Source organism: Micromonospora noduli (assembly GCF_003264475.1).
Taxonomy (GTDB): Bacteria; Actinomycetota; Actinomycetes; order Mycobacteriales; family Micromonosporaceae; genus Micromonospora; species Micromonospora noduli.
Map to the genome: position 1 here is coordinate 54237 of NZ_PYAC01000033.1, position 26524 is coordinate 80760.

The 26524-nt window shown below is 72.0% G+C and carries 26 protein-coding genes; 13 read left to right on the plus strand and 13 right to left on the minus strand.

Going from position 1 to position 26524, the window contains the following annotated elements; genetic code table 11:
- Nucleotides 1-13: 13 nt before the first annotated feature.
- Entirely contained in the window at nt 14-601 is a 588-nt protein-coding gene (locus tag MED15_RS24915) for a YflT domain-containing protein (RefSeq protein ID WP_112583425.1), read from the plus strand.
- Between the two features lie 47 nt (nt 602-648).
- On the opposite strand, the gene MED15_RS24920 is transcribed toward MED15_RS24915, so the two are convergent.
- Both MED15_RS24920 and MED15_RS24925 read right to left on the minus strand, forming a co-directional pair.
- Nucleotides 649-1236: a DUF1684 domain-containing protein gene (locus MED15_RS24920; RefSeq protein ID WP_112602183.1), complete on the minus strand. Its 588-nt coding sequence runs from the start codon at nt 1234-1236 to the stop codon at nt 649-651.
- 33 nt (nt 1237-1269) lie between these two features.
- On the minus strand, nt 1270-1839 hold the full coding sequence (locus MED15_RS24925) for a TetR/AcrR family transcriptional regulator (RefSeq protein ID WP_112583427.1): 570 nt from the start codon (nt 1837-1839) through the stop codon (nt 1270-1272).
- A gap of 60 nt (nt 1840-1899) precedes the next feature.
- Between MED15_RS24925 and MED15_RS24930 the strand changes: the two genes are divergently transcribed.
- Complete coding sequence (locus MED15_RS24930; RefSeq protein ID WP_112583428.1) at nt 1900-2388, plus strand: FBP domain-containing protein; 489 nt, start codon at nt 1900-1902, stop codon at nt 2386-2388.
- Between the two features lie 61 nt (nt 2389-2449).
- Here MED15_RS24930 and MED15_RS24935 read toward each other — a convergent pair whose 3' ends face one another.
- On the minus strand, nt 2450-2983 hold the full coding sequence (locus MED15_RS24935; protein ID WP_112583429.1) for a GNAT family N-acetyltransferase: 534 nt from the start codon (nt 2981-2983) through the stop codon (nt 2450-2452).
- 157 nt (nt 2984-3140) lie between these two features.
- Between MED15_RS24935 and MED15_RS24940 the strand changes: the two genes are divergently transcribed.
- A complete protein-coding gene (locus MED15_RS24940; protein WP_112583452.1) occupies nt 3141-3623 on the plus strand; it encodes a MarR family winged helix-turn-helix transcriptional regulator in 483 nt (160 codons plus the stop codon).
- Between the two features lie 10 nt (nt 3624-3633).
- Nucleotides 3634-4620 carry a pirin family protein gene (locus MED15_RS24945; RefSeq protein WP_112583430.1) on the plus strand — a complete coding sequence of 329 codons (987 nt, stop codon included), beginning with the start codon at nt 3634-3636 and terminating at the stop codon, nt 4618-4620.
- Between the two features lie 64 nt (nt 4621-4684).
- Here MED15_RS24945 and MED15_RS34575 read toward each other — a convergent pair whose 3' ends face one another.
- Entirely contained in the window at nt 4685-4813 is a 129-nt protein-coding gene (locus MED15_RS34575; RefSeq protein WP_256441970.1) for a hypothetical protein, read from the minus strand.
- A 133-nt stretch (nt 4814-4946) separates the two neighbouring features.
- Here MED15_RS34575 and MED15_RS24950 point away from each other — a divergent pair, with 133 nt between their 5' ends.
- On the plus strand, nt 4947-6536 hold the full coding sequence (locus tag MED15_RS24950; protein WP_112602181.1) for a phospholipase D family protein: 1590 nt from the start codon (nt 4947-4949) through the stop codon (nt 6534-6536).
- Here the strand turns inward: MED15_RS24950 and MED15_RS24955 are convergent.
- Complete coding sequence (locus MED15_RS24955) at nt 6485-7234, minus strand: hypothetical protein (RefSeq protein ID WP_112602202.1); 750 nt, start codon at nt 7232-7234, stop codon at nt 6485-6487. The two genes, MED15_RS24950 and MED15_RS24955, sit on opposite strands and share 52 nt — an antisense overlap.
- Nucleotides 7235-7623: 389 nt before the next feature.
- On the opposite strand from MED15_RS24955, the gene MED15_RS24960 reads away from it, so the two are divergent.
- The gene (locus tag MED15_RS24960; RefSeq protein WP_091401616.1) at nt 7624-8448 is read left to right on the plus strand and encodes a SigB/SigF/SigG family RNA polymerase sigma factor; all 825 of its coding nucleotides are present in this window, start codon (nt 7624-7626) and stop codon (nt 8446-8448) included.
- A 104-nt stretch (nt 8449-8552) separates the two neighbouring features.
- Here MED15_RS24960 and MED15_RS24965 read toward each other — a convergent pair whose 3' ends face one another.
- The 3 genes from MED15_RS24965 to MED15_RS24975 are packed head-to-tail and all read right to left on the minus strand — an operon-like array spanning nt 8553 to nt 11324.
- Nucleotides 8553-9143, minus strand: coding sequence for a GNAT family N-acetyltransferase (locus MED15_RS24965; RefSeq protein WP_112602180.1), 591 nt, complete (start codon nt 9141-9143; stop codon nt 8553-8555).
- Nucleotides 9140-10651: an APC family permease gene (locus MED15_RS24970; RefSeq protein ID WP_112583433.1), complete on the minus strand. Its 1512-nt coding sequence runs from the start codon at nt 10649-10651 to the stop codon at nt 9140-9142. The genes MED15_RS24965 and MED15_RS24970 overlap by 4 nt, the downstream gene beginning before the upstream one ends.
- A gap of 46 nt (nt 10652-10697) precedes the next feature.
- Complete coding sequence (locus MED15_RS24975; RefSeq protein ID WP_112602179.1) at nt 10698-11324, minus strand: GOLPH3/VPS74 family protein; 627 nt, start codon at nt 11322-11324, stop codon at nt 10698-10700.
- Nucleotides 11325-11507: 183 nt separating this feature from the next.
- Between MED15_RS24975 and MED15_RS24980 the strand changes: the two genes are divergently transcribed.
- The 3 genes from MED15_RS24980 to hrpB are packed head-to-tail and all read left to right on the plus strand — an operon-like array spanning nt 11508 to nt 15143.
- Nucleotides 11508-12332 carry a helix-turn-helix domain-containing protein gene (locus MED15_RS24980; RefSeq protein WP_258397738.1) on the plus strand — a complete coding sequence of 275 codons (825 nt, stop codon included), beginning with the start codon at nt 11508-11510 and terminating at the stop codon, nt 12330-12332.
- 41 nt (nt 12333-12373) lie between these two features.
- Nucleotides 12374-12574 (plus strand): DUF397 domain-containing protein, encoded by a 201-nt coding sequence (locus tag MED15_RS24985; RefSeq protein ID WP_112583435.1) that lies wholly within the window; start codon nt 12374-12376, stop codon nt 12572-12574.
- A gap of 28 nt (nt 12575-12602) precedes the next feature.
- On the plus strand, nt 12603-15143 hold the full coding sequence (gene hrpB / locus MED15_RS24990; protein ID WP_112737209.1) for an ATP-dependent helicase HrpB: 2541 nt from the start codon (nt 12603-12605) through the stop codon (nt 15141-15143).
- 8 nt (nt 15144-15151) lie between these two features.
- Here the strand turns inward: hrpB and MED15_RS24995 are convergent, their stop codons facing one another.
- The gene (locus MED15_RS24995) at nt 15152-15877 is read right to left on the minus strand and encodes a PP2C family protein-serine/threonine phosphatase (protein WP_112583436.1); all 726 of its coding nucleotides are present in this window, start codon (nt 15875-15877) and stop codon (nt 15152-15154) included.
- A 275-nt stretch (nt 15878-16152) separates the two neighbouring features.
- Here MED15_RS24995 and MED15_RS25000 point away from each other — a divergent pair, with 275 nt between their 5' ends.
- Nucleotides 16153-18762 (plus strand): glycoside hydrolase family 9 protein, encoded by a 2610-nt coding sequence (locus MED15_RS25000; RefSeq protein ID WP_112737103.1) that lies wholly within the window; start codon nt 16153-16155, stop codon nt 18760-18762.
- Between the two features lie 66 nt (nt 18763-18828).
- Here MED15_RS25000 and MED15_RS25005 read toward each other — a convergent pair whose 3' ends face one another.
- On the minus strand, nt 18829-19485 hold the full coding sequence (locus MED15_RS25005) for an HAD family hydrolase (protein ID WP_112583438.1): 657 nt from the start codon (nt 19483-19485) through the stop codon (nt 18829-18831).
- Nucleotides 19486-19765: 280 nt separating this feature from the next.
- On the opposite strand from MED15_RS25005, the gene MED15_RS25010 reads away from it, so the two are divergent.
- The 3 genes from MED15_RS25010 (at nt 19766) to MED15_RS25020 (ending at nt 23681) form a co-directional block, all read left to right on the plus strand.
- Complete coding sequence (locus tag MED15_RS25010; RefSeq protein ID WP_112583439.1) at nt 19766-20695, plus strand: hypothetical protein; 930 nt, start codon at nt 19766-19768, stop codon at nt 20693-20695.
- 288 nt (nt 20696-20983) lie between these two features.
- Nucleotides 20984-22234 carry an HNH endonuclease signature motif containing protein gene (locus MED15_RS25015; protein WP_112584647.1) on the plus strand — a complete coding sequence of 417 codons (1251 nt, stop codon included), beginning with the start codon at nt 20984-20986 and terminating at the stop codon, nt 22232-22234.
- Between the two features lie 193 nt (nt 22235-22427).
- Complete coding sequence (locus tag MED15_RS25020) at nt 22428-23681, plus strand: MFS transporter (RefSeq protein WP_112584648.1); 1254 nt, start codon at nt 22428-22430, stop codon at nt 23679-23681.
- A 3-nt stretch (nt 23682-23684) separates the two neighbouring features.
- On the opposite strand, the gene MED15_RS25025 is transcribed toward MED15_RS25020, so the two are convergent.
- The 3 genes from MED15_RS25025 to MED15_RS25035 are packed head-to-tail and all read right to left on the minus strand — an operon-like array spanning nt 23685 to nt 26507.
- Nucleotides 23685-23942: a UBP-type zinc finger domain-containing protein gene (locus MED15_RS25025; protein ID WP_091401591.1), complete on the minus strand. Its 258-nt coding sequence runs from the start codon at nt 23940-23942 to the stop codon at nt 23685-23687.
- Nucleotides 23939-25510 (minus strand): Na+/H+ antiporter, encoded by a 1572-nt coding sequence (locus tag MED15_RS25030; protein WP_112584649.1) that lies wholly within the window; start codon nt 25508-25510, stop codon nt 23939-23941. Before MED15_RS25030 ends, MED15_RS25025 begins: the two co-directional genes overlap by 4 nt.
- Before the next feature lie 31 nt (nt 25511-25541).
- On the minus strand, nt 25542-26507 hold the full coding sequence (locus tag MED15_RS25035) for a TIGR03885 family FMN-dependent LLM class oxidoreductase (protein WP_112584650.1): 966 nt from the start codon (nt 26505-26507) through the stop codon (nt 25542-25544).
- Between the last annotated feature and the right edge of the window lie 17 nt (nt 26508-26524).

Consider the following 26524-nt stretch of genomic DNA (forward strand, 5'->3'; position numbering starts at 1 on the left):
AGGGAGGATGCTCATGACGTCAGCTTCGGAGCCGACCGCCGCCTGGCGGTCCGGCACACAGGGTGGCGACCTGCTTCCATCCGGGCCGGCCGGCCGTCTGTCGTCCCCGGGCGGGGACGGCCACGGGCCGGAGGCCGGCCCGCCGACCGTGACGATCGGCTCGTACCAGGACTATCCGACCGCGCAGCGGGTCGTCGACTACCTGGCCGACAACCGCTTTCCGGTGGAGCACAGCGCCATCGTCGGCACCAACCTCACCCTGGTGGAGACGGTGCTCGGGCGAATGACCACCGGTCGAGCCGGTCTGCTCGGCGCCGGTACCGGCGCCTGGTTCGGGCTCTTCATCGGCCTGTTGTTCGGCATCTTCACCGTCGGCAACTGGCTGGCGGTGATCCTGGTCGGGCTGGTCATCGGTGCGATCTGGGGTGCCGTGTTCGGTGCGGTCGCGCACGCCATGACGGGCGGCCAGCGCGACTTCACCTCGGCCAGCTCACTGCGCGCCGGCCAGTACGCGGTGACAGTCGACGCGCAGCTCGCCGACCAGGCGCGGCAGCTGCTCGGTCGGATGCAGATGTCGGGACGGGCGGCCACCAACGGCTGAGCGACGACCGGCCGCCCGCCCCGGCAGCACTCGGGGCGGGCGGCCGTTCAGTCGTGGTACGTCAGCTCGCCGGCGCGCAGCGGCACGTCGACCCGGTTCTCCGGTGGTGCCAGCGGGCAGGCCCAGCGGTCGTCGTAGGCGCAGCTCGGGTTGTAGAGGTAGTTCGCGTCCAGCCGGACCCGGTCGCCGGGCAGCAGCTCGACGCCCCGGCCGAAGGTGCCCTTCACCGTGTCGGTGAGGTACCGGCCTCCGCCGTAGCTCTCCCGACCGCAGGTGCCGTCGCGCAGCGGAACGAACAGCCCGCCCCCGTACGCCTCGATCCACCACAGGGTCAGCGGCCCCCAGGACGTCTCAGCAACCGCCACCCGCCGGTACGCGACCACCCCGTCCGGGCCACCGGTGTCGATGCGCAGCTCACCGCTGGCCGACCGCAGGGGCGCCTCGACCACGGCCTCGGGGTTGGGCGGGAAGTAGCGCACCCCGGCGAAGTCGGACCGCTCCGCCACGGGGATCGGGCTCTGCGGGTGGGTGGCGAAGAGTTCGTCGCGGCCGGCGCGGAAGCCGGCCAGGTCGACGTCGGACAGGTACAGCCGGGCCACCCGCTCCCGCCAGTCGGCCAACTCCAGATCATCCACACCACCGAGCCTATGCCGTGGCTCTGCGGCAGCTCAGCGCGACGGCCAGTTGGTGAGGACGGCGTCGAGGGCGTCCAGGGCGCGCGACCAGGAGTCGTCGGTGGGGCGCGGGGTGTGCCGGAAGCCGCCGGTCTTCTCCAGGCTCACGAACCCGTGGAACGTGCTGTGCATCATCCGCACCGCGTCGGTCTGGTCAGGCTCGGAGAGCCGGTAGCCGCGCAGGATCGCCCGGGTCATCTCGGCGTGCCGGACGCCCGCGCTCGCGGCGGCGGTTTCCGGGTCGAGGTCGATCTGCATGGCCGCGTAGCGGCCGGGGTGCTCTCGCGCGTAGTCGCGGTACGCGTTGGCGAACGCCACCAGCGCGTCCTTGCCGGCCCGGCCGGCGAGCGCGGCGGCGACCCGGTCGGCCAGCTCCGCCAGTGCCAGCAGGGCGATCCGGACCCGCAGTTCGTGCGCGTTCTTGAGGTGGAAGTACAGGCTGGCGTCCTTCACCCCGAACTGGCGCGCGAGCGCGGCGACTGTGACGTTCTCGACCCCCACCTCGTCGGCCAGCTCGGCCGCGGCCAGCGTCAGGCGCTCGACGGTCACCCCGGCACGTGCCATGCAGCACACTCCCAACCTAGCCGTAATAATCGCTTGCCTAAGAGGGCTAGGCTACTACCTATGTTGGTCCTGACCGAATCCGTCATCCGCGCGTCCTTCGTCAACTGCAGCAAGGGCGAGGCGAAGCGGCTGGCCGTACCGAATGATCTTGAAATGCGCCAGTGGGACGACCTCGACTTTCTCGGCTGGCGGGATCCCTCCGCCCCGCAGCGGGCCTACCTGGTCGCCGAGACCGACGGCAAGCTGGCCGGGGTGGTGCTGCGGGCCGCGAAGCACCAGATGGGGCGCGTGCGGCACAGCATGTGCTCGTTCTGCCTGACCACCCACCTCGGCGGTGGCGTCTCGTTGATGACCGCACCCAAGGCCGGCCCGAGCGGACGGCAGGGCGACTCCGTGGGCACGTACCTGTGCTCCGACCTGGCCTGCTCGCTGTACCTGCGCGGGAAGAAGCACGCCGGGCCCCCCGCGCCCGAGCCACTGCCCCTACCGGAGCGGATCGAGCGCGTCAGGACCGCCCTCGCGACATTCCTCCGCAAGGTCACCGAGTGACGGTTCGAGACGACCTGCGCGGCCGGGGCCGGAGCCCGTTCGGGCCCCGGTCCGCCTCCGGCTAACGGTCGGTGGCCAGGCGAGCGTGCAGGTGCTCGTCGTAGCGGCGGCCGTCGCCGTACCGGTACGACTCCCGCAGGGTCCCCTCGGCCAGGTAGCCGGCGCGGTCGGCGACCCGACAGGACGCCGGGTTGGCCACCGCGTGACACAACTCCACCCGGTGCAGCCCGAGATCCGCGAACGCCCAGTCGGTGAGCCGGACGACGGCGCGCACCGCCACCTGACGCCCCCTCGCCGCGGGCACCGTCCAGTAGCCGATGGACGCGTCGCCGTCGTGGATGCGGTGCAGCGACACCGAGCCGAGCAGTTCGCCGTCGGCCGCCGCGGTGACCGCCAGCGAGGCGTGGCCGCCGGTGGACCAGTCGGCCCGGCGACGCACCCAGAGCAGCGCCACCTCGTCGTCGATCGGGTCGCCGCCCTGCGGGTTCCACTGGGCGATCGCCGGGTCCCGGAGGGCGTCGCGCACCGCCGGAGCGTCCGCGTCTCGCCAGGGGCGCAGCAACAGGTCGGCGGCGGAGAGTTCCACGTGTTCCACGAGGCCGGAGTCTGGCACAACCTGCGGCCTGCGCGCCGCCGGATTAACGCGGGTTTCCTTCAAAGCTGCACGATCCAACCGCCAGCGGGTGAGGAAGTGACGCAGGCGACGCTTAACGACATTACTTAAATTTTGAAAGAGTGCTATCGTCGTGGACATGACCGAGAGCCTGGACAGCACCCGAGAGGCCGCCTGGCGCGCCTACATCGAGGCCAGCCAGCGTCTCTACACGCAGTTGGAAGAGGATCTGCGGGTCGACAGCGACCTCAGCTTCGCCGACTACCACGTGCTGGTCCTGCTCTCCGAGGCGCCGGGGCAGCGGCTACGGATGGGCGAGTTGGCCAGCCGGTTGATCTTCTCGCCCAGCCGCCTCACCTACCAGGTCTCCTCCATGCAGCGTCGTGGCCTGGTCAGCAAGGAGCCCTGCCCGGACGACCGGCGTGGCAGCGAGGCGGTGCTCACCGCCGCCGGGCTGCTCGCCCTGCGGGAAGCCGCACCCCACCATCTGGCGTCGGTGCGCACGCATCTCATGGACGACCTCGACGATGCCGAGGTCGCCTGCCTCACCCGGGTCTTCGACCGGCTCGGCGAGCGCCTGCGGGCATCGCGGGTCAGCTCGACCACCCCCGCCTCACGCTAGGAGCCTCGACATGCCCGCGATCACCGTCGACAACGTTCTCGTCCTGCCCCGCCTGCCCCGCCTCGACGAGGCCGCCACGATCCGCCCGGTCCGCACGGTGACCACGGCGCCCAGCGGCTTCGAGGGTGAGGGCTTCCCGGTCCGTCGCGCCTTCGCCGGGGTGTCGACCACCGACCTGGACCCGTTCATTCACCTCGACCAGATGGGCGAGGTCGACTACGCGCCGGGCGAGCCCAAGGGCACCCCGTGGCACCCGCACCGCGGCTTCGAGACCGTCACCTACATCATCGACGGCGTCTTCGACCACCAGGACTCCAACGGTGGTGGCGGCACCATCACCGACGGCGACACCCAGTGGATGACGGCGGGCAGCGGCCTGCTGCACATCGAGGCGCCGCCGGAGCACCTGGTGATGAGCGGCGGGCTCTTCCACGGCACGCAACTGTGGGTCAACCTGCCCCGCTCAGCCAAGATGAACCCGCCCCGCTACCAGGACATCCGGGGTCGGGAGTCGGCGCTGCTCACCACGCCCGACGGCGGCGCGCTGATCCGGGTCATCGCCGGCGAGGTCGCCGGGCACCGCGGCCCGGGTTCGACCTTCACCCCGATCACCATCACGCACGTCACAGTGCAGCCGGGCGCGCAGGTCGACCTGCCCTGGCGGCCCGACTTCAACGCCCTGGTGTACGTGCTGGGCGGTCGCGGCACGGTCGGCACCGACCGGCGGCCGGTGCGTACCGGCCAGCTCGCGGTGCACGGCCCGGGTGACGCGCTGCGGTTCAGCGCCGACACCGCGCAGGACAGCAACACCCCGGCACTGGACCTCTACATCATGGGTGGTCAGCCGATCCGGGAGCCGGTGGCACAGTACGGCCCGTTCGTGATGAACACCCGGGATGAGCTGCTCAAGGCATTCGAGGACTTCCAGGCCGGCCGCCTCGGCGTGATCCCCACCGAGCGGCTCCCGCACACCGGCGGCCAGGGCACCCGGCCCTGACCACTGTCGACCGCTGAGTTCGGCGCCGACGCCTCCGGTTCACCCCGGGGGCGTCGGCGCCGCCTCAGGAGACCGCAAAAATCCCGGCGACGCCCAGAATCACCATCACCAACACCGCTACCAGCGCACCCCGTTCGCTCTCCACCGCTGGCTCGCGGTTCTCGGTCACGGGATTCGTCGTGTCGCGGGGCATGGTGTGGCCTCCTCGGCTGTTGTCGCGTCGCTTTTGATGGCGTTGGCCAGGTCACCGGTCGGGGGCCTGGCGTGCGGACCCGCGTCGGGGGTCCTACCGTGAGGACGTTGCCGACCTCCAGGGGGGCTGGACGGTGCCGTTGCAGGACTGGTTCCTCACCGCTGAGGAACGCGCCAACCCGGTCTCTGGCATACCCGTATGGACCACGGGAAACCTCGCCGAGCCGTTGATTCACGGTGCCGCTTACTTCGACCGGCTGGTCGGCGAGGTCGAGGCCCTGGGCCCCGGCGACCACTTGTTCTTCACCGACTGGCGGGGTGACCCGGATCAGCGGTTGCGCCCGGACGGCCCGACAGTGGCCCAGCTCTTCGCGCAGGCCGCGCAGCGCGGTGTGGTGGTCAAGGGGTTGATCTGGCGCTCGCACCTCGACGTCCTGGCGTACAGCGAGGCCGAGAACCGCGACCTCAGCGAGACGATCTCGGCCGCCGGTGGCGAGGTGCTGCTGGACCAACGGGTCCGGCGCGGCGGCTCGCACCATCAGAAGCTCGTGGTGCTGCGGCACCAGGGCGCGCCCGAGCGGGACGTCGCCTTCGCCGGCGGGATCGACCTGTGCCACAGCCGCCGCGACGACGCCGCGCACCACGGCGACCCGCAACCGGTGCAGATGTCCCCCCGGTACGGACCCAATCCGCCCTGGCACGACGTGCAGCTCGCGGTGCGCGGTCCGGTGGTCGGCGCGTTGGACACCCTGTTCCGGGAACGCTGGACCGACCCGATGCCGCTGGACTCGGAGAACCCGGTGGCCTACCTGCGGGACCGGCTGCGCGGCTCGGACCTGCGCCCCGACCCGCTGCCCGAACAGCCGGCCGATCCGCCGCCCTGCGGTCCGCACCAGATCCAGGTGCTGCGCACCTACCCCGCCGTCCGCCCGCGCTACTCGTTCGCACCGCACGGGGAGCGGACCGTGGCCCGGGGTTACACCAAGGCGGTACGCCGGGCCCGCCGGCTGATCTACCTGGAGGATCAGTACCTCTGGTCGGCCGAGGTCGCGGACCTGTTCGCGCACGCGCTGCGGGACAACCCGGACCTGCACCTGATCGCCGTCGTCCCCCGCCACCCGGACGTGGACGGCAGGCTGGCGTTGCCGCCGAACATGGTCGGGCGCGAGCAGGCGCTGTCACTGTGTGAGCAGGCCGCACCGGACCGGGTGCACGTGTTCGACGTGGAGAACCACGCCGGCGGCCCGGTCTACGTACACGCGAAGGTCTGCGTGATCGACGACGTCTGGGCCAGCGTGGGCAGCGACAACTTCAACCGGCGGTCCTGGACGCACGACAGCGAGTTGTCCTGCGCGGTGCTCGACGACACCCCCGACCAGCGGGAGCCCACCGACCCCGCTGGGCGGGGCGACGGCGCGCGGAGCTTCGCCCGGGACCTGCGACTTCGGCTGTGGCGCGAGCACCTGGACCGCGACCCGGACGGCGCGGACGACGCCGACCTGCTGGACCCGGCGGACGCCGTCGCGGCCGTAACGGCCGCCGCCGACGCGCTACAGCAGTGGTACGACGACGGCCAGGTGGGAGAACGGCCGCCCGGGCGGCTGCGCCCGCACCGCCCCGAACGGCTGCCGTGGTACACCCGGGCCTGGGCGCTGCCGATGTACCGGCTGGTCTACGACCCGGACGGCAGGCCACTGCGGGCGAGGCTGGCCGGCACCTGGTGACGCGGTCGGGACGGCTCCGGCGCGGCGACCGCGTGCACGTTCAGCCCGCCGGGGTAGGCGAACGACGAACGCGGTGAGTAGTAGCCGAAGCCGATGGTCAGCGGATTGGCCGGGCGCAGCGCGTACATCGGGTGACCGGGCTGGAGGAACTCCACCGACTCGATCTCGAACGGGGCGACCGGCTCGGCGACGAAGGGGTAGGCCGAGCTGAGCAACTGGCCGTCGCGCCGGGTGAAGTAGCGGTGGTGCCCACTGCTGATCACGTGACCGGTCTCCCCCACCCGACACCGGGCCCGGACCAACGGCGTGCCGTCGATCTCCGTCTCGGAGAGCAGGTCCTCGCCGTTCACGTCGATCCGGGTGCGCCCGGCGAGCACCGGGGCGCCGCGAGCGAGGGCGTACTCACGGACCAGCCGGCTGGAGGCCACGTAGTGGGTCCACCAGCCACCGGCGTTGAGGCCGCCCGGCGCGTCGACGCCCAGCAGCGAGACGCCGAGGTAGGTCAGCGAGTACGCACCGAAGCCGGAGGTCTGCGTCTCGTCGTCGACGATGTACTGGTTGAGGAAGACCTGCCGGTCGGGGCGGGGGCAGAGCCCCGGCGGGACCAGCGCGGCGACCGCGTCGGGATCCGCCGGCAGCCAGCTGAAGTAGAGGGTGCGGCTGTTCACGACAAGCTGGGGAGCGGCTGGATCGAGCACGGTGCCTCCGAACCGGGTGTGTACACGCGACGCTACGGCCGGTCCCACCAGCGGGACAAGGACGGATAGTCGACACTCCTGGCGACTTGTCGGATTTCATGTTGACCAGTCGACGCGACCCGTGGGCCGATCGGCCGAGCCGGCCGACCGACCGGGCGGTGGACCGGGCGGCGGACCGCAGCGACAACAACGGGTAAGGATCCTCACAACCACCCTAACTTCCGCAGCATTTGCCCCTTTTGTTGCTCAACACACCTTAAGTACATCAACCTTTCGGCTAGATTTCCGGGAGACGATCAGGTTAAGGTGACTCCCGAACGGCCCATTGGAAGCTAAACCAAAGCGTCACGTCTTTTTCGTCAGCGGACGAGGTGCAGGGAGGACCACCCATGACCGCGCCAACGATCACCGAGCAGCCGAGCGCCGCCGTCAAGGCCACCACCAAGCTCGACCCGCGCGCTCTCACCGACAGCGCCGCCGATCTGCTCAACGCGATGGCGGCGCTGCCCGCCAACCACCCGTCGCGCGCCGCTCTGCGGGACCGGGCGATCGAGGCCTGGCTGCCGCTCGCCAACCACCTGGCCCACCGCTACAGCGGGCGCGGCGAGCCGAACGACGACCTGGCGCAGACCGCCGCGATCGGCCTGATCAAGGCCATCGACAAGTTCGACCCCGAGCGCGGTGTCGACTTCGCCGGTTACGCGATCCCCACCATCATCGGCGAGCTCAAGCGGCACTTCCGGGACCGCACCTGGGACATCCGGGTGCCCCGCCGGCTCCAGGAGCTGCGGCTGGCCATCTCCGACGCCAACAGCTCGCTCCTGCAGACCCTCGGCCGCTCGCCGACGGTCGCCGACATCGCCGCGCACCTCAAGCTCACCGAGGAAGAGGTGCTGGAGGGCCTGGAGGGCGCCCGCGCGTACAACGCGGTGTCGCTGTCCACCCCGACCGGCGACGGCGAGCGCGCCACCGAGCTGGGCGACATGCTCGGCGGCGAGGACAGCGAGTTCGAGCTGGCTGAGCTGCGGGTCGCCCTCGGCCCGGCGCTGGCCACCCTCGACGAGCGCGAGCAGAAGATCCTCACGCTGCGCTTCTACGGCAACCTGACCCAGTCGCAGATCGCCGACCAGATCGGTGTCTCGCAGATGCACGTCTCGCGGCTGCTGACCCGCGCGCTGACCAAGCTGCGCGGCCAGCTCGACGGCACGTACTGACCGGTTGACGCACGGAGGGCCGGGTCCATGGACCCGGCCCTCCGTGCTGTCACGTGAGCGTTACAGTGCGACCACGGGGTGGCTGGTCGCGTCAACCGACCGGTTCAGTGCCCGACCGGCTCGCGCCACATCGGCCAGAACGGCGTTCCGTCGGGCACCCGGAACGGCTCGCCGGCCAGGTAGCCGTGCTTCGCGTACAGGTCCCGGCTGCGCGGGCTGCTCGCCTCCAGGTACGCCGGCATCCCGTTGGCGTCCAGCCAGGCGTGGTGGTGGCGCATCAGCGCGCTCCCCAAGCCCTGCCCCTGCCGGTCTGGCCGGGTCGCCAGAAACGCGAGGTGGTGGTGGTCCGGGTGCGGATGGTTCGCCGCGAACAGCTCGTCGAGGTGCTGGAACCGGTCGGTCCACTCGCCGCAGGCGGCGGCCAGTCGGGCGTCGTAGTCCGCCGGCGGCGGCGCCGGCTTGCCGACCGACGGAAACCAGACCGCGACCGAGGCCCGGTCCGCTGTGGCGTGGACGATGCCGTGCCGCATCGCGTGCCCGACCAGGATCTCGAAGTCGCCGGCCAGTACCGCCTCCCGCTTGCTCGGGTCGGGGACCAGCCAGTACGTCACCTCCAGGATGGTGAACGCCTCGGCGATCCGACCCGCCACGAGGGTGGTCTCCTCCGGCCCTAGTTGCTCGATGACCACGCTCATCGGGTCACCTCCACGGCGGCTGGTGACTCCGGCTTGACGGCCGCCGCGGCGCTCGCAGCCCCCAGGCCGATCCGGGCGTACGTGTCCGGGCGGTTGCTACGCAGCAGCAGGGCCCAGCCGATGCCCAGCAGGGCGGCCACCGGGTACGCGGCGGGCAGCGCCCAGCGCAGCGTCGAGTCCGGCGCGACACCGAGCAGGTTGGCGAAGTTCGACACGGCCAACCAGATGATCACGAAGAGCGCGATGGTGGCCAGGCCGGGCGCGATGGCCCGTCGCCAGAGGTTCTCGCCCCCGGCGGAGCGGGCGAAGTAGGCGATCACCGCCACCGAGGTGGTGGCGATCAGCAGCAGGACACCGAAGCCGCCGGTGGTGCCGACCCAGAAGAAGAGCTGAACCACCGGATCCCAGCCGTTGACGGCGTACAGCAGGATGACCAGCAGTCCGAGGACGCTCTGCGCCACCGAGGCGGCCCGCGGCGCCCCGGTACGGGCCGAGGTCTGCCCGAACACCGCCGGCAGCACGCGTTCCCGACCGAGCGCGAAGGTGTAGCGGGCCGTGGTGTTGTGGAACGAGATCATCGCGGCGAGCACCGAGGTCAGGAAGAGCACCTGCCCGATGGTGACCGCGGTGTCGCCGAGGTGCGCGGCGGCCAGGTTGAAGATGAGCCCGACGCTCTGCTCGCCGGCCTCGGCGACGATCTGGTCCTGCCCGACCGCGACGGTCATGGTCCAGGACGACAGCGCGTACAGCCCGGCGATGATCGCCACTGAGAGGTAGGTGGCCAGCGGCACCGTCCGCTTCGGGTCCTTGCTCTCCTCGCTGAAGACCACCGCCGACTCGAAGCCGACGAAGCCGAGGACGGCGAGCACCAGCACCGCGCCGACCCCCGGCACGAAGAGGTTGTCCGGTGAGAACGGGGCGAAGCTGACCCCACCCTCGGCCGGGTTGCCGAGTTGTCCCAGGTCGAAGACGAGGACCACCACGATCTCGGCGACCAGCAGCGCGGCCAGGACCATGCCGTTGAGGTCGACCCGGAGCAGGCCGAGCAGGCCAACCAACGCCCACGCCACCAGGGCCACGACGGCCCAGTGCGGGTGCCCGCCGAAGAGCCGGTCGAGCACCGGCTCGGCCGCCACGCCGATGGTGCCGTACAGCCCGACCTGCAACGCGTTGTACGCGATCAGCGCGACCCAGGCGGCGCCCACGCCGGCCGGTCGACCGAGACCACGGGAGACGTAGGCGTAGAAGGCGCCGGCGTTCTCCACCCGGCGGGACATCGCCACGTAACCCACCGAGAAGAGCGCGAGCACCGCGGCGATCAGCAGGAAGGCCAGCGGGATGCCGGTCACCCCGATGACGCCGTAGCCGGTGGTGACGACGCCGGCCACCACTGTCAGCGGCGCGGCGGCGGAGAGGACGAAGAAGATCACCGAGGGGATGCCGAGACGGCCTCGGGCCAGGGCTTCGGAGACGTTGCTGGGTCGGTCGACTGTCGATGTCGGGGGCATACGACTACTCCGATTGTCGAGGGGAGGGTTGGGGGTTACCGGGGGATCAGGGGATGCCGCGCAGCACGGCGGCGCCGACGGCGGCCTCGGTGTGCCCGACGAGTTCCTTGAGTGGTGCCGGCAGCGCGGGGATGAGGACGTTCAACCGGTGGTGCGCGCGGGGGCCGGCGCTCCACAGCACCTCGCGGGTCAGCCCCGCGGCCACGACCAGGCCGAGCAGCAGGGCGTCCGGCACGCCCGGTGGGTCCGGCCGGTCCAGCAGGGCCCGTAGCCGGGTGGCCGGCCAGGCCACCGCGTTGAGGTCGATCGGCAGGTAGCTGACCGTGGTACGCAGCAGCCGGCGGCTCTCCTGGCGGCGCAGCACCCCGGCGCGGGCCAACCGCTCCCCCACCGAGGTCGTGGCGCTCTGCGCCAGGAAGCTCAGCCAGGTGCGCAGCTCCCGGTGCTGGGACTCACCGACCAACTGGTCCAGCACTGTGTGCGCCAGGGCATCGGCCGGCGGACGTCGGTCGATGACGGTGATCTGCCCGGCCGTGACGGTGATGTGTCCATAAAGGATCAACTCGCCGAGGAGCCCGCCGGCCAGCCCGAGCCCGGTCGCCGCCGGGTGCAGTTTGGCCTTGCCGCGACTGTCGTTGTGTGCGATGAGGAAGAACTCGTCGGCGATGAGCAACGGTCCTCCCGCACAGGTGTGTCCACAGTGATCGCGACCGGGAAAGGATGCACCGACAGCTACTGCAACGCAACTCCCAGATTTGAAAGTTGCACTCCGTGCATCTGCGACCTGCGGATCTTGTCGTGGCAGACTCGGACGGTGACCGCCACTCCCGCCATCCGACCCGCCGCCAGCCCGACAGTGCGGCGACGCCGTATCGCCCGGGAACTCCGCCAACTTCGGGAACGCGCGGGCATGACCCTCGATGTGGCCGCCCGTCAGCTCGACATGTCGAAGAGCAACCTCTCCCGGATCGAGACCGCACAGATCGGCATCAAACCGCGCGACGTCCGGGCCGCTCTCGCGCTGTACGAGGTGACCGGTTCGGATGCCGAGGCGCTGATCGAGATCGCCCGGGGGGCACAGCAGCGCGGATGGTGGCAGAACTACAGCGACGTGCTTCCCGAGTGGTTCGAGTTCTACGTCGGGCTGGAGGCCGAGGCGGCGGCGCTGCGCACGTACGAGGCCGAGTCGGTGCCCGGGCTGCTGCAGACCGAGGCGTACGCCCGGGAGATCTTCCGGCGCACCGCCGGCGAGGACGGCCTGGAGCGCAAGGTCGCCGCCCGACTGCGCCGACAGGAGGTGCTGCGCCGCGAGGACCCTGTCGACCTGTCGGTGATCCTCAACGAGGCGGTGCTCCTGCGCCCGGTCGGCGGCACCGCGGTGATGGCCGAACAACTGGTCCACATGAGTCGGATCGCGCAACTACCCAACGTGACAATCCAGGTACTTCCATTCGCGGCTGGCGGGCATCCGGCCATGAGCACCCCGTACGTGATCCTCAACTTCGCCGACGCCGCCGACGCGTCCGTGGTTTACCTGGATAACCTCACGATGGGACTGGCTCTGGAGGAAGCCGATCATGTGCTCGGGTATAGCCTTCTGCACGAGGAGCTGTGCCGGATGGCGCTCGATCCGACGGCGTCGTTGACCCGTCTTGAGCATGCTTCTCGTAACTTTGCGTGACCGCTTCTGCGGCACGCCGACGCAGACGAGAGGTACCGCGGATGACGGCGTACGACCTGACCCGAGCGGACTGGCGCACCAGCACGCGCAGCAGCGGCAACGGCAACTGCGTGGAGGTCGCGACAGTCGACGGTCAGGTCGCCGTCCGGGACAGCAAGGACCGCTCCGGCCCGGTGCTCGCCTTCGGTGCGCCGGCCTGGCGGGCCTTCGTGCTCGGCGTCGGCGAGGTCCGTCGCTCCTGACGCACCCGTCCCGGTGCGAGACTGGGCCGTGCTCTCCGACGTAACAGTTGACCTGCCGGTCCGTCCGGTGCTGCCGGCGCTGGTCGCGGCACTCGACGCGGCCGGCGCCGGTGTGCTGGTGGCCCCGCCGGGCACCGGCAAGACCACCCTCGCGCCGCTGGCCGTGGCCGACCGGGTGACCGGTCGGGTGGTGATCGCCCAACCCCGCCGGGTGGCGGCCCGTGCCGCTGCCCGGCGCATGGCCGAGTTGCTCGGCGAACGGGTCGGTGAGCGGATCGGCTATGCGGTACGCGGCGAGCGCCGGGTCGGCCCGGCCACCCGGATCGAGGTGGTCACCACCGGCCTGCTGGTCCGCCGGCTGCACCACGACCCGGAACTGCCCGGCACGGGTGCCGTGCTGCTCGACGAGTGCCACGAACGCCAACTCGACGCCGACCTCGCGCTGGCCTTCACCGTGGAGGCGCGCGCCACCCTCCGGCCGGACCTGTGGCTGCTGGCGATGTCGGCGACCCCGGACACCGACCGGTTCGCCGCGCTGCTGGGCGGGCCCACCCCGGCCCCGGTGGTACGGGCCGACTCGGCGTTGCACCCGGTGGGGCGGATCTGGGTGCCCCCGGCGCGCCCGATCGCCCCGCCCGGGGCCGGGCCGGTGGACCGGGCCCTGCTCGACCACGTGGCCGCCACCGTCCGACGGGCGCTGCGCGAGCACGACGGCGACGTGCTCGTCTTCCTGCCCGGGGCCGGCGAGATCGCCGCGGTCACCGGCAGGCTGGCCGACCTGCGGGACGCGGTCGCGCTGCTGCCGCTGCACGGCCGTCAACGCGGCACCGAGCAGGATGCCGCGCTGCGTCGCGCGGACCGACGGCGGGTGGTGCTGGCCACCGCGCTGGCCGAGACCAGTCTGACCGTCCCGGGCGTGCGGATCGTGGTGGACGCCGGGCTGTCCCGGGTGCCCCGGATCGATTTGGCCCGTGGGCTGGGCGCGCTGGTCACCGTGCCGGTCTCCCGCGCCGCCGCCACCCAGCGGGCCGGCCGGGCCGGCCGGGAGGCCCCCGGGTACGTCTACCGCTGCTGGTCGGCGGCGACCCACGAGCGGCTGCCCGCCCGTGCCGAGCCGGAGATCGCCACCGCCGACCTGACCGGCTTCGCGTTGGAGCTGGCCGCCTGGGGCCGACCGGACGGCGTCGGGCTCGCGTTGCCCGACGCGCCGCCGGCAGCCGCGATGACGGTGGCCCGGGACACCCTGGAGACCCTGGGCGCTGTCGACGCCGACGGTCGAATCACGGCGCGGGGGCGCTCGATCGCCGCCGCCGGGGCGCACCCACGGCTGGCCCGGGCGCTGCTCGACGGCGCCGGCCGGGTCGGCGCCGACCGGGCCGCCGAGGTGGTCGCCCTGCTCGCCGAGGAGAGCGCGGCCGGCCCCGGTGATGATCTGGTCGCCGGTTGGCGTCGGCTGCGCACCGGCGTGGACGCGGGCGCAACCGCCCGTTGGCGCACCGAGGTACGCCGGCTACGCGCCGCGCTGCCTGCCGGCGCCCCGCCGAAGGGCCGCGCCGACGCCGCCGGCCGCGCCGGCTCGGGTGGACTGAGCGACGATCTCGCCGCCGGGCTGCTCGTCGGTCTGGCGTACCCGGAACGGTTGGCACGGGTGCGGCGGCCGGGCGGTTCGGCGTACCTGATGACCGGCGGGACCGCCGCGGAGCTGGCGGCCGGCTCGGGGCTGACCGGGTCCGACTGGCTGGCGGTGGCGGTCGCGGACCGCACCCCCGGCGCGCCGTCGGCCCGCATCCGCCGGGCCTCCCCGGTGGATGAGGCGACGGCCCGGGAGGCGGCCGGCCCGTTGCTGCGCACCGGCCGCGAGGTCGGCTGGTCGGACGGGGACGTGGTGGCCCGGGAGGTGACTCGGCTGGGCGCGATCGAGCTGGTCCAGCGGCGGCTGGACCGGCCGGACCGGGCGGAGGTGGCCGCCGCGCTGCTGACCGGCCTGCGCCAGGACGGGCTGGGGCTGTTGCCGTGGACGCCAGCGGCTCGGGCGCTGCGCGATCGGCTCGCGTTCCTCCGGCACCACCTGGGCGAGCCGTGGCCGGAGGTCGGCGACGACTCGTTGCTCGACGCCGCGCCGACCTGGCTGGGCCCGGAGCTGGCCGCCGCACGACGCCGGGCCGACCTGGCGCGAGTGGACGTGCCGTTGGCGCTGCGTCGGCTGCTGCCCTGGGCGCAGGCCGCCCGCCTCGACGAGCTGGCCCCGGAGCGGATCGAGGTGCCGAGTGGTTCCCGGATCCGGCTGGACTACGGCGACCCGGCCGCGCCGGTGCTCGCCGTGAAGCTCCAGGAGACGTTCGGTTGGCCGGCGGCCCCCCGCATCGCCGACGGTCGGGTGCCGGTGCTGCTGCACCTGCTCTCCCCCGCCGGCCGCCCGGTGGCGGTCACCGCCGATTTGGCGTCGTTCTGGCGTACCGGCTATCCGCAGGTCCGCTCCGAGCTGCGCGGGCGCTATCCCCGGCACCCGTGGCCGGAGGATCCGGGAACGGCGACACCCACCCGGCACGCCACGCCACGTCGGCGCTGAGCGCCGGCCTACTCCTCGACGACGTCGGCCACCACGACTGTGACGTTGTCCGGCGCGCCGGCGTGCAGGGCCAGGTCGATGAGCTTGGCGGCGCAGGCGTCCCGGTCCGGATAGCCGCTGAGCACCTCGGTGAGGGTGTCCGGACGCACCACGTTGGAGAGGCCGTCGCTGCACAGCAGCCACCGGTCGCCGGCCCGGGGCACCATGGTCGCGTACGACGGGGAGACCTCGTCACCCTGCAACGCCTGGGTGACCACGGCCCGGCGCGGGTGGCTGCTGGCCTGGTCCGCGGTGATCACGCCCTGATCCACCAGCATCTGGACGAACGTGTCGTCCCGGGTGACCTGCTTGAGCACGCCCTCGCGGAACAGGTAGGCCCGGGAGTCGCCGACGTGCGCGAGTGCCAGGCAGCTGCCGGTACGGGCGAAGAGCAGGGCGGTCAGCGTGGTGCCCATGCCCTGGCGCTCGGGATCCTCGGCGACCGCCTGTCGGATCCGGGAGGTGGCCAGCGCGATGCCACCTTCGAGCGCGGCCACCAGGGCGTCCTCGGGTGTCTCCACGTCCAGCGGGGCGACCGCGTCGATGGTGAGGGCGCTGGCCAGGTCGCCGGCGGCCATTCCGCCCATGCCGTCGGCGACGGCGACGAGCCAGGTGCCGGCGTGCAGGGCGTCCTGGTTTCCGCTGCGGATCAGCCCACGGTCGCTCGTTCCCACGGAACGCAGCTTCAGGGTCATGGGAGGCAGCCTGCCAGGCGAAGGGCGCAGTTGTCTCTAGGAGATCAGGACGACGGCGCGTGGCGCGGCCAATCTCACGTTCGGGTGGCGGCGCGTCGGGAGGCGCCGCTCGGGCTGACCGCCCTCGTCGGATGCTGAAACCCATCCAACCAGATCAATTGACATGGCGTACCGGCACTGGAAACATCGAGCCGATACCTGGGAGCGCTCCCAGCTTCCCTTTGCATCACCGTGCCACCACCAACGTCCCACTTTCCGTCCCGGAAGGACTCCCCGTGACGCCATCCCGACGCCGCCTCCTGTTGGCTGCGGCGACCACTCTGGCCCTCACCGGCGCGGGCGCCGGCGCGGCCCACGCCGACCCACCACCGGACGCCCCCGAGCAGATCGACAACGGCGACTTCAGCGCCGGGGTCAGCCCCTGGTTCTCCTTCGGCACCGGCGCGCTGGCGGTCACCGACGGCCAGCTCTGCACCACCGTCGCGGGCGGGCTGGCCAACCCGTGGGACGCCGGCATCGGCCAGGACGGCGTACCGCTGATCGCCGGCGCCGAATACACCCTCGGCTTCGCGGTCTCCGCCACCCCCGGCGCCGCGGTCAAGGCCGTGCTGCAGCTCGGCAGCGCCCCGTACACCACGTACGCGGCAGTGGACGCCACCGCGACGGGCACCCTCCAGCGGGTCGAGCAGACCTTCACCGTCCCGGACGACGACCCCAGCGCCCAACTGATCTTCCAGGTCGGCGGTTCCGCCCAGGCGCAGACCATCTGCCTGGACGACGTCTCGCTGCGCGGCGGCGAGCCACCCGAGCCGTACGAGCCGGACACCGGGCCACGCGTGCGCGTCAACCAGGTCGGCTACCTCCCCGGCGGCCCGAAGAACGCCACTGTCGTCACCGAGGCCACCGAAGCGCTGCCCTGGCAGCTGCGCAACGCCGCCGGCGCCGTCGTGGCCAGTGGCACCACCACCGCTCGCGGTGTCGACGCCGCCTCCGGGCAGAACGTGCAGACGGTCGACTTCTCCAGCTACCGCACCCCCGGCACCGGGCTCACGCTCACCGTGGACGGCGAGACCAGCCACCCGTTCGACATCTCCGGCGCCCTCTACGACCAGCTGCGCTCCGACTCGTTGCAGTTCTTCTACGCCCAGCGCAGCGGCATCGCCATCGACGGTGACCTGATCGGCGACGAGTACGCCCGACCCGCCGGCCACCTCGGCCTCGCACCCAACCAGGGCGACACCAACGTGCCCTGCCAGCCGGGTGTCTGCGACTACTCCCTCGACGTGCGCGGCGGTTGGTACGACGCCGGCGACCACGGCAAGTACGTGGTCAACGGCGGCATCGCCACCTACCAGCTGCTGAACACCTTCGAGCGGACCAAGACGGCGGCCACCGCCAACGGCGGCGCAGAACTCGCCGACAGCACGCTGCGGGTGCCCGAGCGCGACAACGGGGTGCCGGACATCCTCGACGAGGCCCGCTGGGAGCTGGAGTTCCTGCTGCGCATGCAGGTGCCCGCCGGCAAGCCGCTCGCCGGCATGGTCCACCACAAGATCCACGATCAGAACTGGACCGGACTGCCCCTCTCGCCGCAGGACGACCCGCAGCCGCGCGAGCTGCACCCGCCGTCGACCGCGGCCACCCTCAACCTGGCCGCCACCGCCGCCCAGTGCGCCCGGCTCTTCGCCCCCTACGACGCGGCGTTCGCGACCCGCTGCGGCACCGCCGCGAAGACCGCCTACGCCGCGGCCAAGGCCCACCCGGCGGTGTACGCCAGCCCAACCGACGGCACCGGCGGCGGCGCGTACGACGACAGCAACGTCACCGACGAGTTCTACTGGGCGGCGGCCGAGCTGTACCTGACCACCGGAGCGCAGAACTACCTGGCCGACCTGACCGCCTCGCCGCACCACACCGGGAACGTGTTCGACGCACGGGGCTTCGGCTGGCAGAGCGTTGCCGCGCTGGGCCGCCTCGACCTGGCCACCGTGCCGAACGGGCTACCCGCCGCCGACCTGGCCCGGGTCCGTGCCTCGGTCACCGCCGCCGCCGACACGTACCTCGCCGAGCTGCGCCGGCAGGCGTACGGACTGCCGATGCCCGGTGACGCGAACAGCTACTTCTGGGGCGGCAACAGCAACGTCATCAACAACGCGGTGGTGCTGGCCACCGCGTTCGACCTGACCCGCAACCCCGTCTACCGCGACGGCGCCGTGCAGGCAATGGACTACATCCTCGGCCGCAACGCCCTGAACATCTCCTACGTCACCGGGTGGGGTGAGCACGCCGCGCAGAACCAGCACAGCCGGATCTTCGGCCACCAGCTCGACCCGAACCTGCCCCGACCGCCCGCCGGCTCCCTCGCCGGCGGCCCGAACGCGGCCCTCCAGGACCCGTTCGTGGCACAACTGCTCGCCGGCTGCGAGCCGATGTTCTGCTACGTCGACGACATCAACTCGTACTCGACCAACGAGGTGGCGATCAACTGGAACTCGGCGCTGGCCTGGATCTCCTCGTTCCTGGCCGACCAGGGTGACGCCGGGGCGGTGCCGGCCACCACCTGCACGGCGCGCTACTCCAACTACGGCGCCTGGCAGGGCGGCACCGGGTTCACCGGGCAGCTGACCATCCAGAACACGGGCGCCACCGCCGTCAACGGCTGGAGCGTGCGCTTCGCGTTCACCGGTGACCAGCGGGTGCGCGAGGCGTGGCTGGCGAAGGTCACCCAGTCCGGCGCGACGGTGACCGCGCGCAACGAGTCGTACAACGCCAAGATCGCACCCGGCGGCACTGTGACGTTCGGCTTCAACGCGACGACAGGCGGCGGCGCCAACCCGAGGCCCGGCCTGGTCACTGTCAACGGAGCGGCCTGCTCGCTGACCTGACCGACGTCCTGGTGGCCGCCCTTCCCGGGCGGTCACCGGGACCGCACGATCAGCGCGGCCGGCGGGTCAACCGCCGGTCGCGTTGTGCTTCGCCACCAGGCTCGGGAGTTCGTCCAGCGAGTCGATCCGGAACAGGCACCGCTCTGCCACTGTGGAGGGGTCGAGGATGTGCCCCCACGGACCGCGTCGGATCAGGCACGTCTTCATGCCCGCCTCCAGGGCCGGGCGCACGTCGTTGTCCGGCCGGTCGCCGACGTACAGGATCGACGACGCGACACCACCGCCCGCGGCGACGACCCGCTCGAAGAACGCCGGTGACGGCTTCGCCACGCCCCACCCGTGCGACGTGCCGATCACGTCCACCGGAAGCTCGAGATCGCGCAGGGTCGCCTCCGCATGAGCTGGCTGGTTACCGGCCAGGCCCACGAACAGGCCCTGGTCCTTCAAGGACTCCAGGCACCCCCGCGCGTCCGGGTAGAGATCCGCCTCGGCGAACGACTCCGGCTGGCCGGCAGCGGCGCGGCGCTCCAACTCCACGGTGAGATCGAAGTCGGGCCGGAAGACCCGGAACGTCTCCTGATAGTCCAGACCCCGGGCAATCACCGCACCGAAGACCGCCGAGAAGGTGTGCCGGGGCACGCCGAGCCAGTCGGCCCAGGCAGCGAACTCGTGGGACTCGTCGAGAATGGTCCCACCAACATCGAAGATCACCGTGTCGATCATGTCCGTCCCCCGTTGACGCTCGCACCGTCGGTGAAGCATAGATGGGGGTACACGCGGCCAGCAGGCTTCCATGATCACTTGATGGTGGGTAGCTGGAACGCCGGGGCTTCCGCTACTGCCCATCAAGTGATCGAGGGCATGCCGCTCGCCGCCAGGAGGCCGCTCGGAGCGGTCGGGCCGCGTGTCTGCGGCCGACGCTGTCGAGCTGATGACGTGGACGAATCATCGGGCCCGCCGCAAACCGATGGATCGGTCGCGCCGAGTGAGCCATGGTAATGCCATGGGTGGTGGTGATCTGGTTGGCGACGAACTGCCTGGCGCGGAGCGTCGAGTGTGGGCGGCGATGCCGGCGGGGACCCGCAGCGCACTGTCCGGGCTGTCCAGCGCAGACCTGCGCAGTCTGCTGTTGAGCGTGGCCCGCGACCGGGCGGCGACCGCGCGCCCGTCCGAGGTGGTGCGACGGTGGCGCGAGGACCGCTTCGTCCGACCAGCCCGCGCCGACCCGCGCGTGCTCGCACGGGTGGAGGCCCGGATGTGGCAACTGCTGCCCGCCGACGTCGCCGGAGTGGAGCTGTCGCCGGTCGTACCGGTCGGCACCTGCTCGGCGGTCGCGCCGGTCAGCCAGAACAGGATCGTCACCACGATGCGCGCCAGCGAGGTGCTGAGCGACCCCACCAACGCCCTCGCCATCGAGGCGGCCGTACGTCGCCGCCGACAGAGCGAGGTGCACCTGGCCGCTGCCCACCGGGTGCTGCGGGCGCAGGACTTCGGCGGCGACGCGTCGGCGCACTTCCGGCTCTTCGCCCTCGTGTCCAGCGCCCGGGACACCGGCTCGGGAGGCACCCAGGCCCGGCTGCTGGTCCGGCACCTCACCTACTGGCGGACCGTCCTCGCCGAGCTGGCACCGGCCGCCGCGCCTCAGCTGCACGTCACCATCTTCGACGATCAGGCCGTCCGGGAGCGGCTGGCCGACACCGTCCGACCAGCACTGGACAAAGGTGTGGTGTCACTCGTGGACGAACCGGAGCGGTCTCGCGGTCGCGGCTACTACACGGGCTGCGCCCTGCGGATCACCGTCCTGGGCGGCAGCCTGGAGATTGGCGACGGCGGCCTCACCGACTGGACCGCCCGGCTGAGCGGTGACGCAAAGGAACGCTGCCTCGTCTCCTGCCTCGCCACCGAACGTCTCGTCGACGGCACCAGCCGCTGAGCCCGGCACGCCGGCGCCTCCGAAGATCAGCTGTCGCTCCCGGGCGGGCCGCCCACCGTCATCGCCCACCCTCGCCGCTCATCGTCACCGCCCACCCTCGCCGCTCATCGTCACCGCCCACCCTCGCCGCTCATCGTCACCGCCCACCCTCGCCGCTCATCGTCACCGCCCACCCTCGCCGCTCATCGTCACCGCCCACCCTCGCCGCTCATCGTCGTCGCCCGGAGCCGCCAAACCTCGCCCACCGCGGGCCGGAACATCGTCGTACGCCTGTTCTATTGTTGGTCCATGTTGGAGGAGTTGGCGCAGGCGGAGGCGGCAGTAGCCGGCTGCGTTGGCGCGTCGGCGTGGGCTCTTCCGGAGCACGACCTCGTCGCGGCACTCGACGCCACGCACCGACTCGAACAACGCCTGGCCATGGTCAAGCTGGCCCTCGTGCGGGAGCTGGAGGGTCGAGGCATCGCGACCGCGCAGGGCGCGTCCTCGACGGCCGTGTGGCTACGGGACCGGCTGCGCCTCGGGGTTGGTGCCGCCCGCCGTCTGGTCGAGCTGGCCGCGACGCTCGATGCCGCCCCGGCCGGTGTGCGGGACGCGCTGGCCGGCGGAGCGGTCGACGTGGAGCAGGTCCGGGTCATCGCCGACACGGTCAGCGCAGTGCACACGGCCGCTGGCGCCGAGGCTGCCGAGAAGGCTGTGGGCGTCCTGGTCGAGTGGGCCGGGCAGTTCGAGCCGACCCTGCTTCGCAAGCTGGGCACCCGGATCCTCGACCACGTCGCCCCAGAGATCGCCGATGCCGCCGCCGAGGCGGCGATGGAGGCCGAGGCCCGCCGAGCCTACCGAGACCGCCATGTAACGCTGTCCGAGCTACGGGACGGCCGACTGCGACTGTCCGGCATCCTCGACGGCGAGGCGGCCGGTCTGCTGCGCGCCGCGATCGACCCAATGACCGCACCGTCCGGCCCAGACGATCCGCGTTCTCCCGGGCAACGCCGGCACGATGCTTTCGCCGACCTCTGCCGGCTTGCCCTGCGCACGGGTGAGCTGCCCGAGCACGGCGGCGAACCCGCCCAGGTCGTCGTCACCACGAGCTTCGAAACGTTGGCCCGGCGGCTCGGCGCCGGCACTCTCGACACGGGCCCGCAACTCACCCCGGAGACGGTCCGCCGCCTCGCCTGCGACGCCGCGATCCTGCCCGCCGTCCTTGGCGGCAGCGGCCAGACGCTCGACGTGGGCAGGCAACGCCGGCTCATCACCGGTCCCCTGCGACGCGCTCTGGTCCTGCGCGACCGCGGCTGCGCCTTCCCGGGCTGCGACCGCCCACCGCGCTGGTGCGACGCCCACCACATCCGGCACTGGGCCGACGGCGGCGACACCAGCCTGGCCAACGCCGTGCTGCTCTGCGGCCACCATCACCGACACGTCCGCCGCGGTGAGTGGACCGTCCGGCTCGGCGGCGACGGCCACCCCGAATTCGTCCCACCGGCCTGGCTCGATTCCGACCGGCTCCCCCGCCGCAACCAGTACCACCGACGAACGTGACCTCCCCAAGACCGTGTGTCCTGCCGACCAGGAGGTGACGGGCCGCCGTGGCTAGAGCGGCACCGTGATGGTCTACCTGGTGGAGAAGATTTTTGTGCTGAGCCCACCCGACATCGGCCTGGACACGGAATGTGACGGGCATACAGCACTACGCGGGGCATCGACGAGCAGGCGGCGGTTCTAGGGTCGGTGAATGGGTACCACGGCGGAGGTTGACGACCGCTGGCGGTCGCTGTCGCCGCTGCCGCCGCCCGGTCGGCTACGCACCCTGTCGCTGGCCACCCTCGCCAACACGATTGGCACGGGGCTGTGGGTAACGGGTGCGGCGCTCTTCCTCACCCGCGCCGTGGGCCTGACCCCGACGGAGGTGGGGGTCGGGCTCACTCTCGCCGGCCTGGTCGGGCTCACTGCCAGCGTGCCGCTCGGCGGGCTCGCCGACCAGTGTGACCCACGGAGCCTCCGCGCCGTCCTGCAACTAGCGCAGGCCGCCGTCGCCGCCGCGTACCTGCTGGTCGACTCTTTCCCGGTCTTTCTGCTGGTGGCCACACTGGACGCTCTGCTGATCTCCGGCAACCTCGCCGTCCGCGCCGCGCTGGTCGCCGCGGTGGGCGGCCCGCAGGGCCGGGTGCACGCCTTTGCCACCCTGCGCGCGGTGGCCAACCTGGGCGTGGCGCTCGGTGCAGGGCTGGCCGCGTTCGCGCTGGTGGTGGACACCGGGTGGGCGTACCGACTGCTGGTGCTCGGCAACGTCGCCACCTATCTGGTCTCGGCGGCGCTGATCATGCGACTCCCGGCGTACCCGCCGGCCCGGCGGCCCCTGCGTCAGAGAGCCGGCCGGGCGCTGCGCGACGGGCCGTTCCTCGCGGTCGCCGGGGCTTCGGCGGTGCTCTCCGTACACCACGTGGCGTTGACGCTGGTGCTGCCGCTGTGGGTGGTGGCGCACACCGATGCGCCCCTGGCGACAGTCTCGGCCCTCCTACTGGTCAACACACTGCTCACCGTGCTGCTCGCCGTACGGCTCAGCGGGAGCGCCCGGCACGCGGTGCCGGCGGCGACGACGATGCGCCGGGCGGGGTTGGTGCTCGCGGCCGGGATGCTGCTCTGGGCCGCGAGCGCCGTCGTGCCCACCACGGTGGCGGTCGGCCTGCTGCTGGGCGCGACGGTGATCTACACCTTGGGCGACCTGTGGCACGCCGGGGCCGGGGCGACGCTGGCCTACGACCTCGCCGCACCGGACGCTCTCGGCGCCTACCAGGGGGTCGACGGACTGCTCGCCGGGCTGGTCCGTGCGGCGGGCCCGGCCCTGCTGACCTGGTTGATCATCGACGGCGGCCCAGTCGGCTGGCTGGCGCTGGCGGGGTTGCTCGCGCTCACCGGCTTCGCCGTGCCACCGCTCACCCGACGCGCCCTGGCCGACCGCGCCGACCGGTCACCGCACCCGGGCTGACCGTCAGCCGATCTCCTCGTCGACGAAGCACCAGCGCCAGGCCTCGCCCGGCTGCGCCGAGCGGATCACCGGGTGGCCGGTGGACGCGAAGTGCTTGCTCGCGTGCTGGTTCGGCGACGAGTCACAGCAGCCGACCTGCCCGCAGCTCAGGCAGGTACGCAGGTGCACCCAGTAGGTGTCACCGATGGCGACGCAGTCCGCGCACTCGTCGGGGGTACGCGGCTCGGCGGCACCGGCCTCGGTCAGGTGCTGACAGCTCACTTCTCAACCTCTCGCAGCAACGACTCTTCCAGGTCCAGGTCACGGTAGGCCTGCACCAACACTTCCTCAGGGATCCGGCCGGAGTCCCGGGCCGCCCGGAACACATCCCGCTCGGCGTCGATCATCTCCTGCCGCAGCCGACCGTACGCCTGCGACGGGGTCTCCCGCTCGTCGCCGCCGAGTCGTTCCCACGCCATGTTGGTGCGGTCCTCCACCGCTCGGCGCAGCCGGTCCACCACCGCATCCGGTGCGCTGGCGGCCAACTCGTCGAGACGGTCCTGGGCGGCCCTGCTGGCCTGCTGCTGCACGGCGGCCGCGGAAAGCGCGTCCTGCACCGGGTCGTCCGGTGGCAGTTTCAACCTACGGGCGACCAGCGGCAGGGTGGCGCCCTGGCCGACCAGGGTGAAAACGATCACGGCGAAGGCCAGCCAGATCAGCAACGCCCTGGGGTACGGCTCGTCATCGGCCAGGGTCAGCGGCAGGGCCAGCGCGGCGGCCAGGGTCACCACGCCCCGCATTCCGGCCCAGCCGATGATGATCGGGAACTTCGGTGACGGCCGGGCGTCACGGCGGCGGACCCGGGGCACCAACCGGGCCAGGTAGGTGGCCGGGAAGAGCCAGACGAACCGGGTCAGGAAGACGGTGCCGAGCACCGCGAAGGTGATCAGGATGAGCGAGCCGATCGGCTCGTCGAGATCGCGCAGCACCTCCCGCAGTTGCAGCCCGACCAGCAGGAAGACCAGGCCCTCCAGCAGGAAACGGACCAGCCGCCAGAACGCGCCGATCTGCAACCGGGACGCCGCGGACAGCAGCTGGGGCAGCTTGTGCCCGAGCACCAGGCCGGTGACGACAACGGCGACCACACCGGAGGCGTGCAGGTGTTCGGCGGTGAACACCACAGCGAACGGGATGATCAGCGACAGCGCGTTGTCCAGCAGCGGGTCGGTGATCCGCCGATGCAGGAAACCGAACACCAGCGCCCCGAGCGCCCCGATCAGGATGCCGCCGCCGGTGGACCGCAGCACCTCGATGGCGATCTTGTCGGCGCCGACGGCCGAGCCGACGGTGGCCATCGTCGCGACCCGCAGCAGCACCAGCGCGGTCGCGTCGTTGACCAGGCTCTCGCCCTCCAGGATGGTGACGACCCGGCGGGGCAGCCCGACCCGACGGGCGACGGCCGTGGCGGCCACGGCGTCCGGTGGGGCGACCACCGCGCCGAGGGCCAGGCAGATCGCGAACGGCAGCTGCGGCAACAGCAGGTGCAACACCAACCCGACCACGAACGCGGTGAACAACACCAGGCCGACCGCGAGCAGCAGGATCGGCCGGATGTTGTTCTTGAACGCCGGCACCGAGGTCTCCAGCGCGGCCACGTAGAGCAGCGGCGGCAGGATGCCGACCAGCACCAACTCCGGGTCGAGTTCGATCTGCGGGAAGCCTGGCACGAACGAGAGCGCCAGGCCGAAGACGACCAGCACGATCGGCGCGAGCAGACCGAGCCGGCGGGCCAACGCGGCGCCCAGGGTGGCGATCGCCAGGAAGACGACGACCGGAAACAGGCTTTCCATGGGGTACGAGCCTAGGGGTACGCCTGTTCGATCAGCCGCCCGGGCGCAGCTTCGGCAGCACCTCCGCCCCGAACGCGTCGATGAAGCCGCGCTGCTCCTGCCCGACGTGGTGCAGGGCGATCTGGTCGAAGCCGAGTTCCACGTACTCCTCCAGCCAGCCGACGTGCCGACCGAGGTCCGCCGACACGTTCACCACCTCGGCGACGCGCTGCGCCGGCACGTCGGCGGAGACCGCGTCGAAGTGTTCGACGGTCTCCAGGTCCCAGCAGACCGGCGGGGCGAAGACGTTGCTGCGCCACTGGTCGTGGGCGATGGCCTCGGCCTGGGCCTGCTCCGGCGCCCAGGAGACGTGCACCTGGAGGTGCAGCGGCCCACGTCCGCCGGCGTCCCGGTACGCGTCGATCATCTCGCGCAGGTGCGCCACCGGGGCGTTCACGGTGATCAGCCCGTCCGCCCATTCGGCGCACCAGCGGGCGGTGGCCACGCTGACGGCGGCACCGACCAGCGCGGGCGGCTGCTCTGGGCGGGTCCACAGCCGGGCCCGATCCACCCGGACCAGGCCGTCGTGGCTGACCTCCTCGCCGGCCAGCAGGGCCCGGATCACGTCCACGCACTCGCGCAGCCGGGCGCTGCGTACGTCCTTGCGCGGCCACGGGTCGCCGGTGATGTGCTCGTTGCTGGCCTCGCCGGTGCCCAGGGCCGCCCAGAACCGGCCCGGGTACATCGCGCCGAGGGTGCCGATCGCCTGCGCGATGATCGCCGGGTGGTACCGCTGGCCGGGCGCGTTGACCACGCCGAACGGCATGCCGGTGGCCTGCAACGCCGACCCCAGCCAGGACCAGGCGAAGCCGGACTCGCCCTGCCGGGCGCTCCACGGGGAGAAGTGGTCGGAGCACATGGCGGCGTCGAAGCCGGCCCGCTCGGCGTGGATCACCGCCTCCAACAGGGCGCGTGGACCGATCTGCTCATGCGAGGCGTGAAACCCGAACGACGTCATGGGCACACTTCCTACCC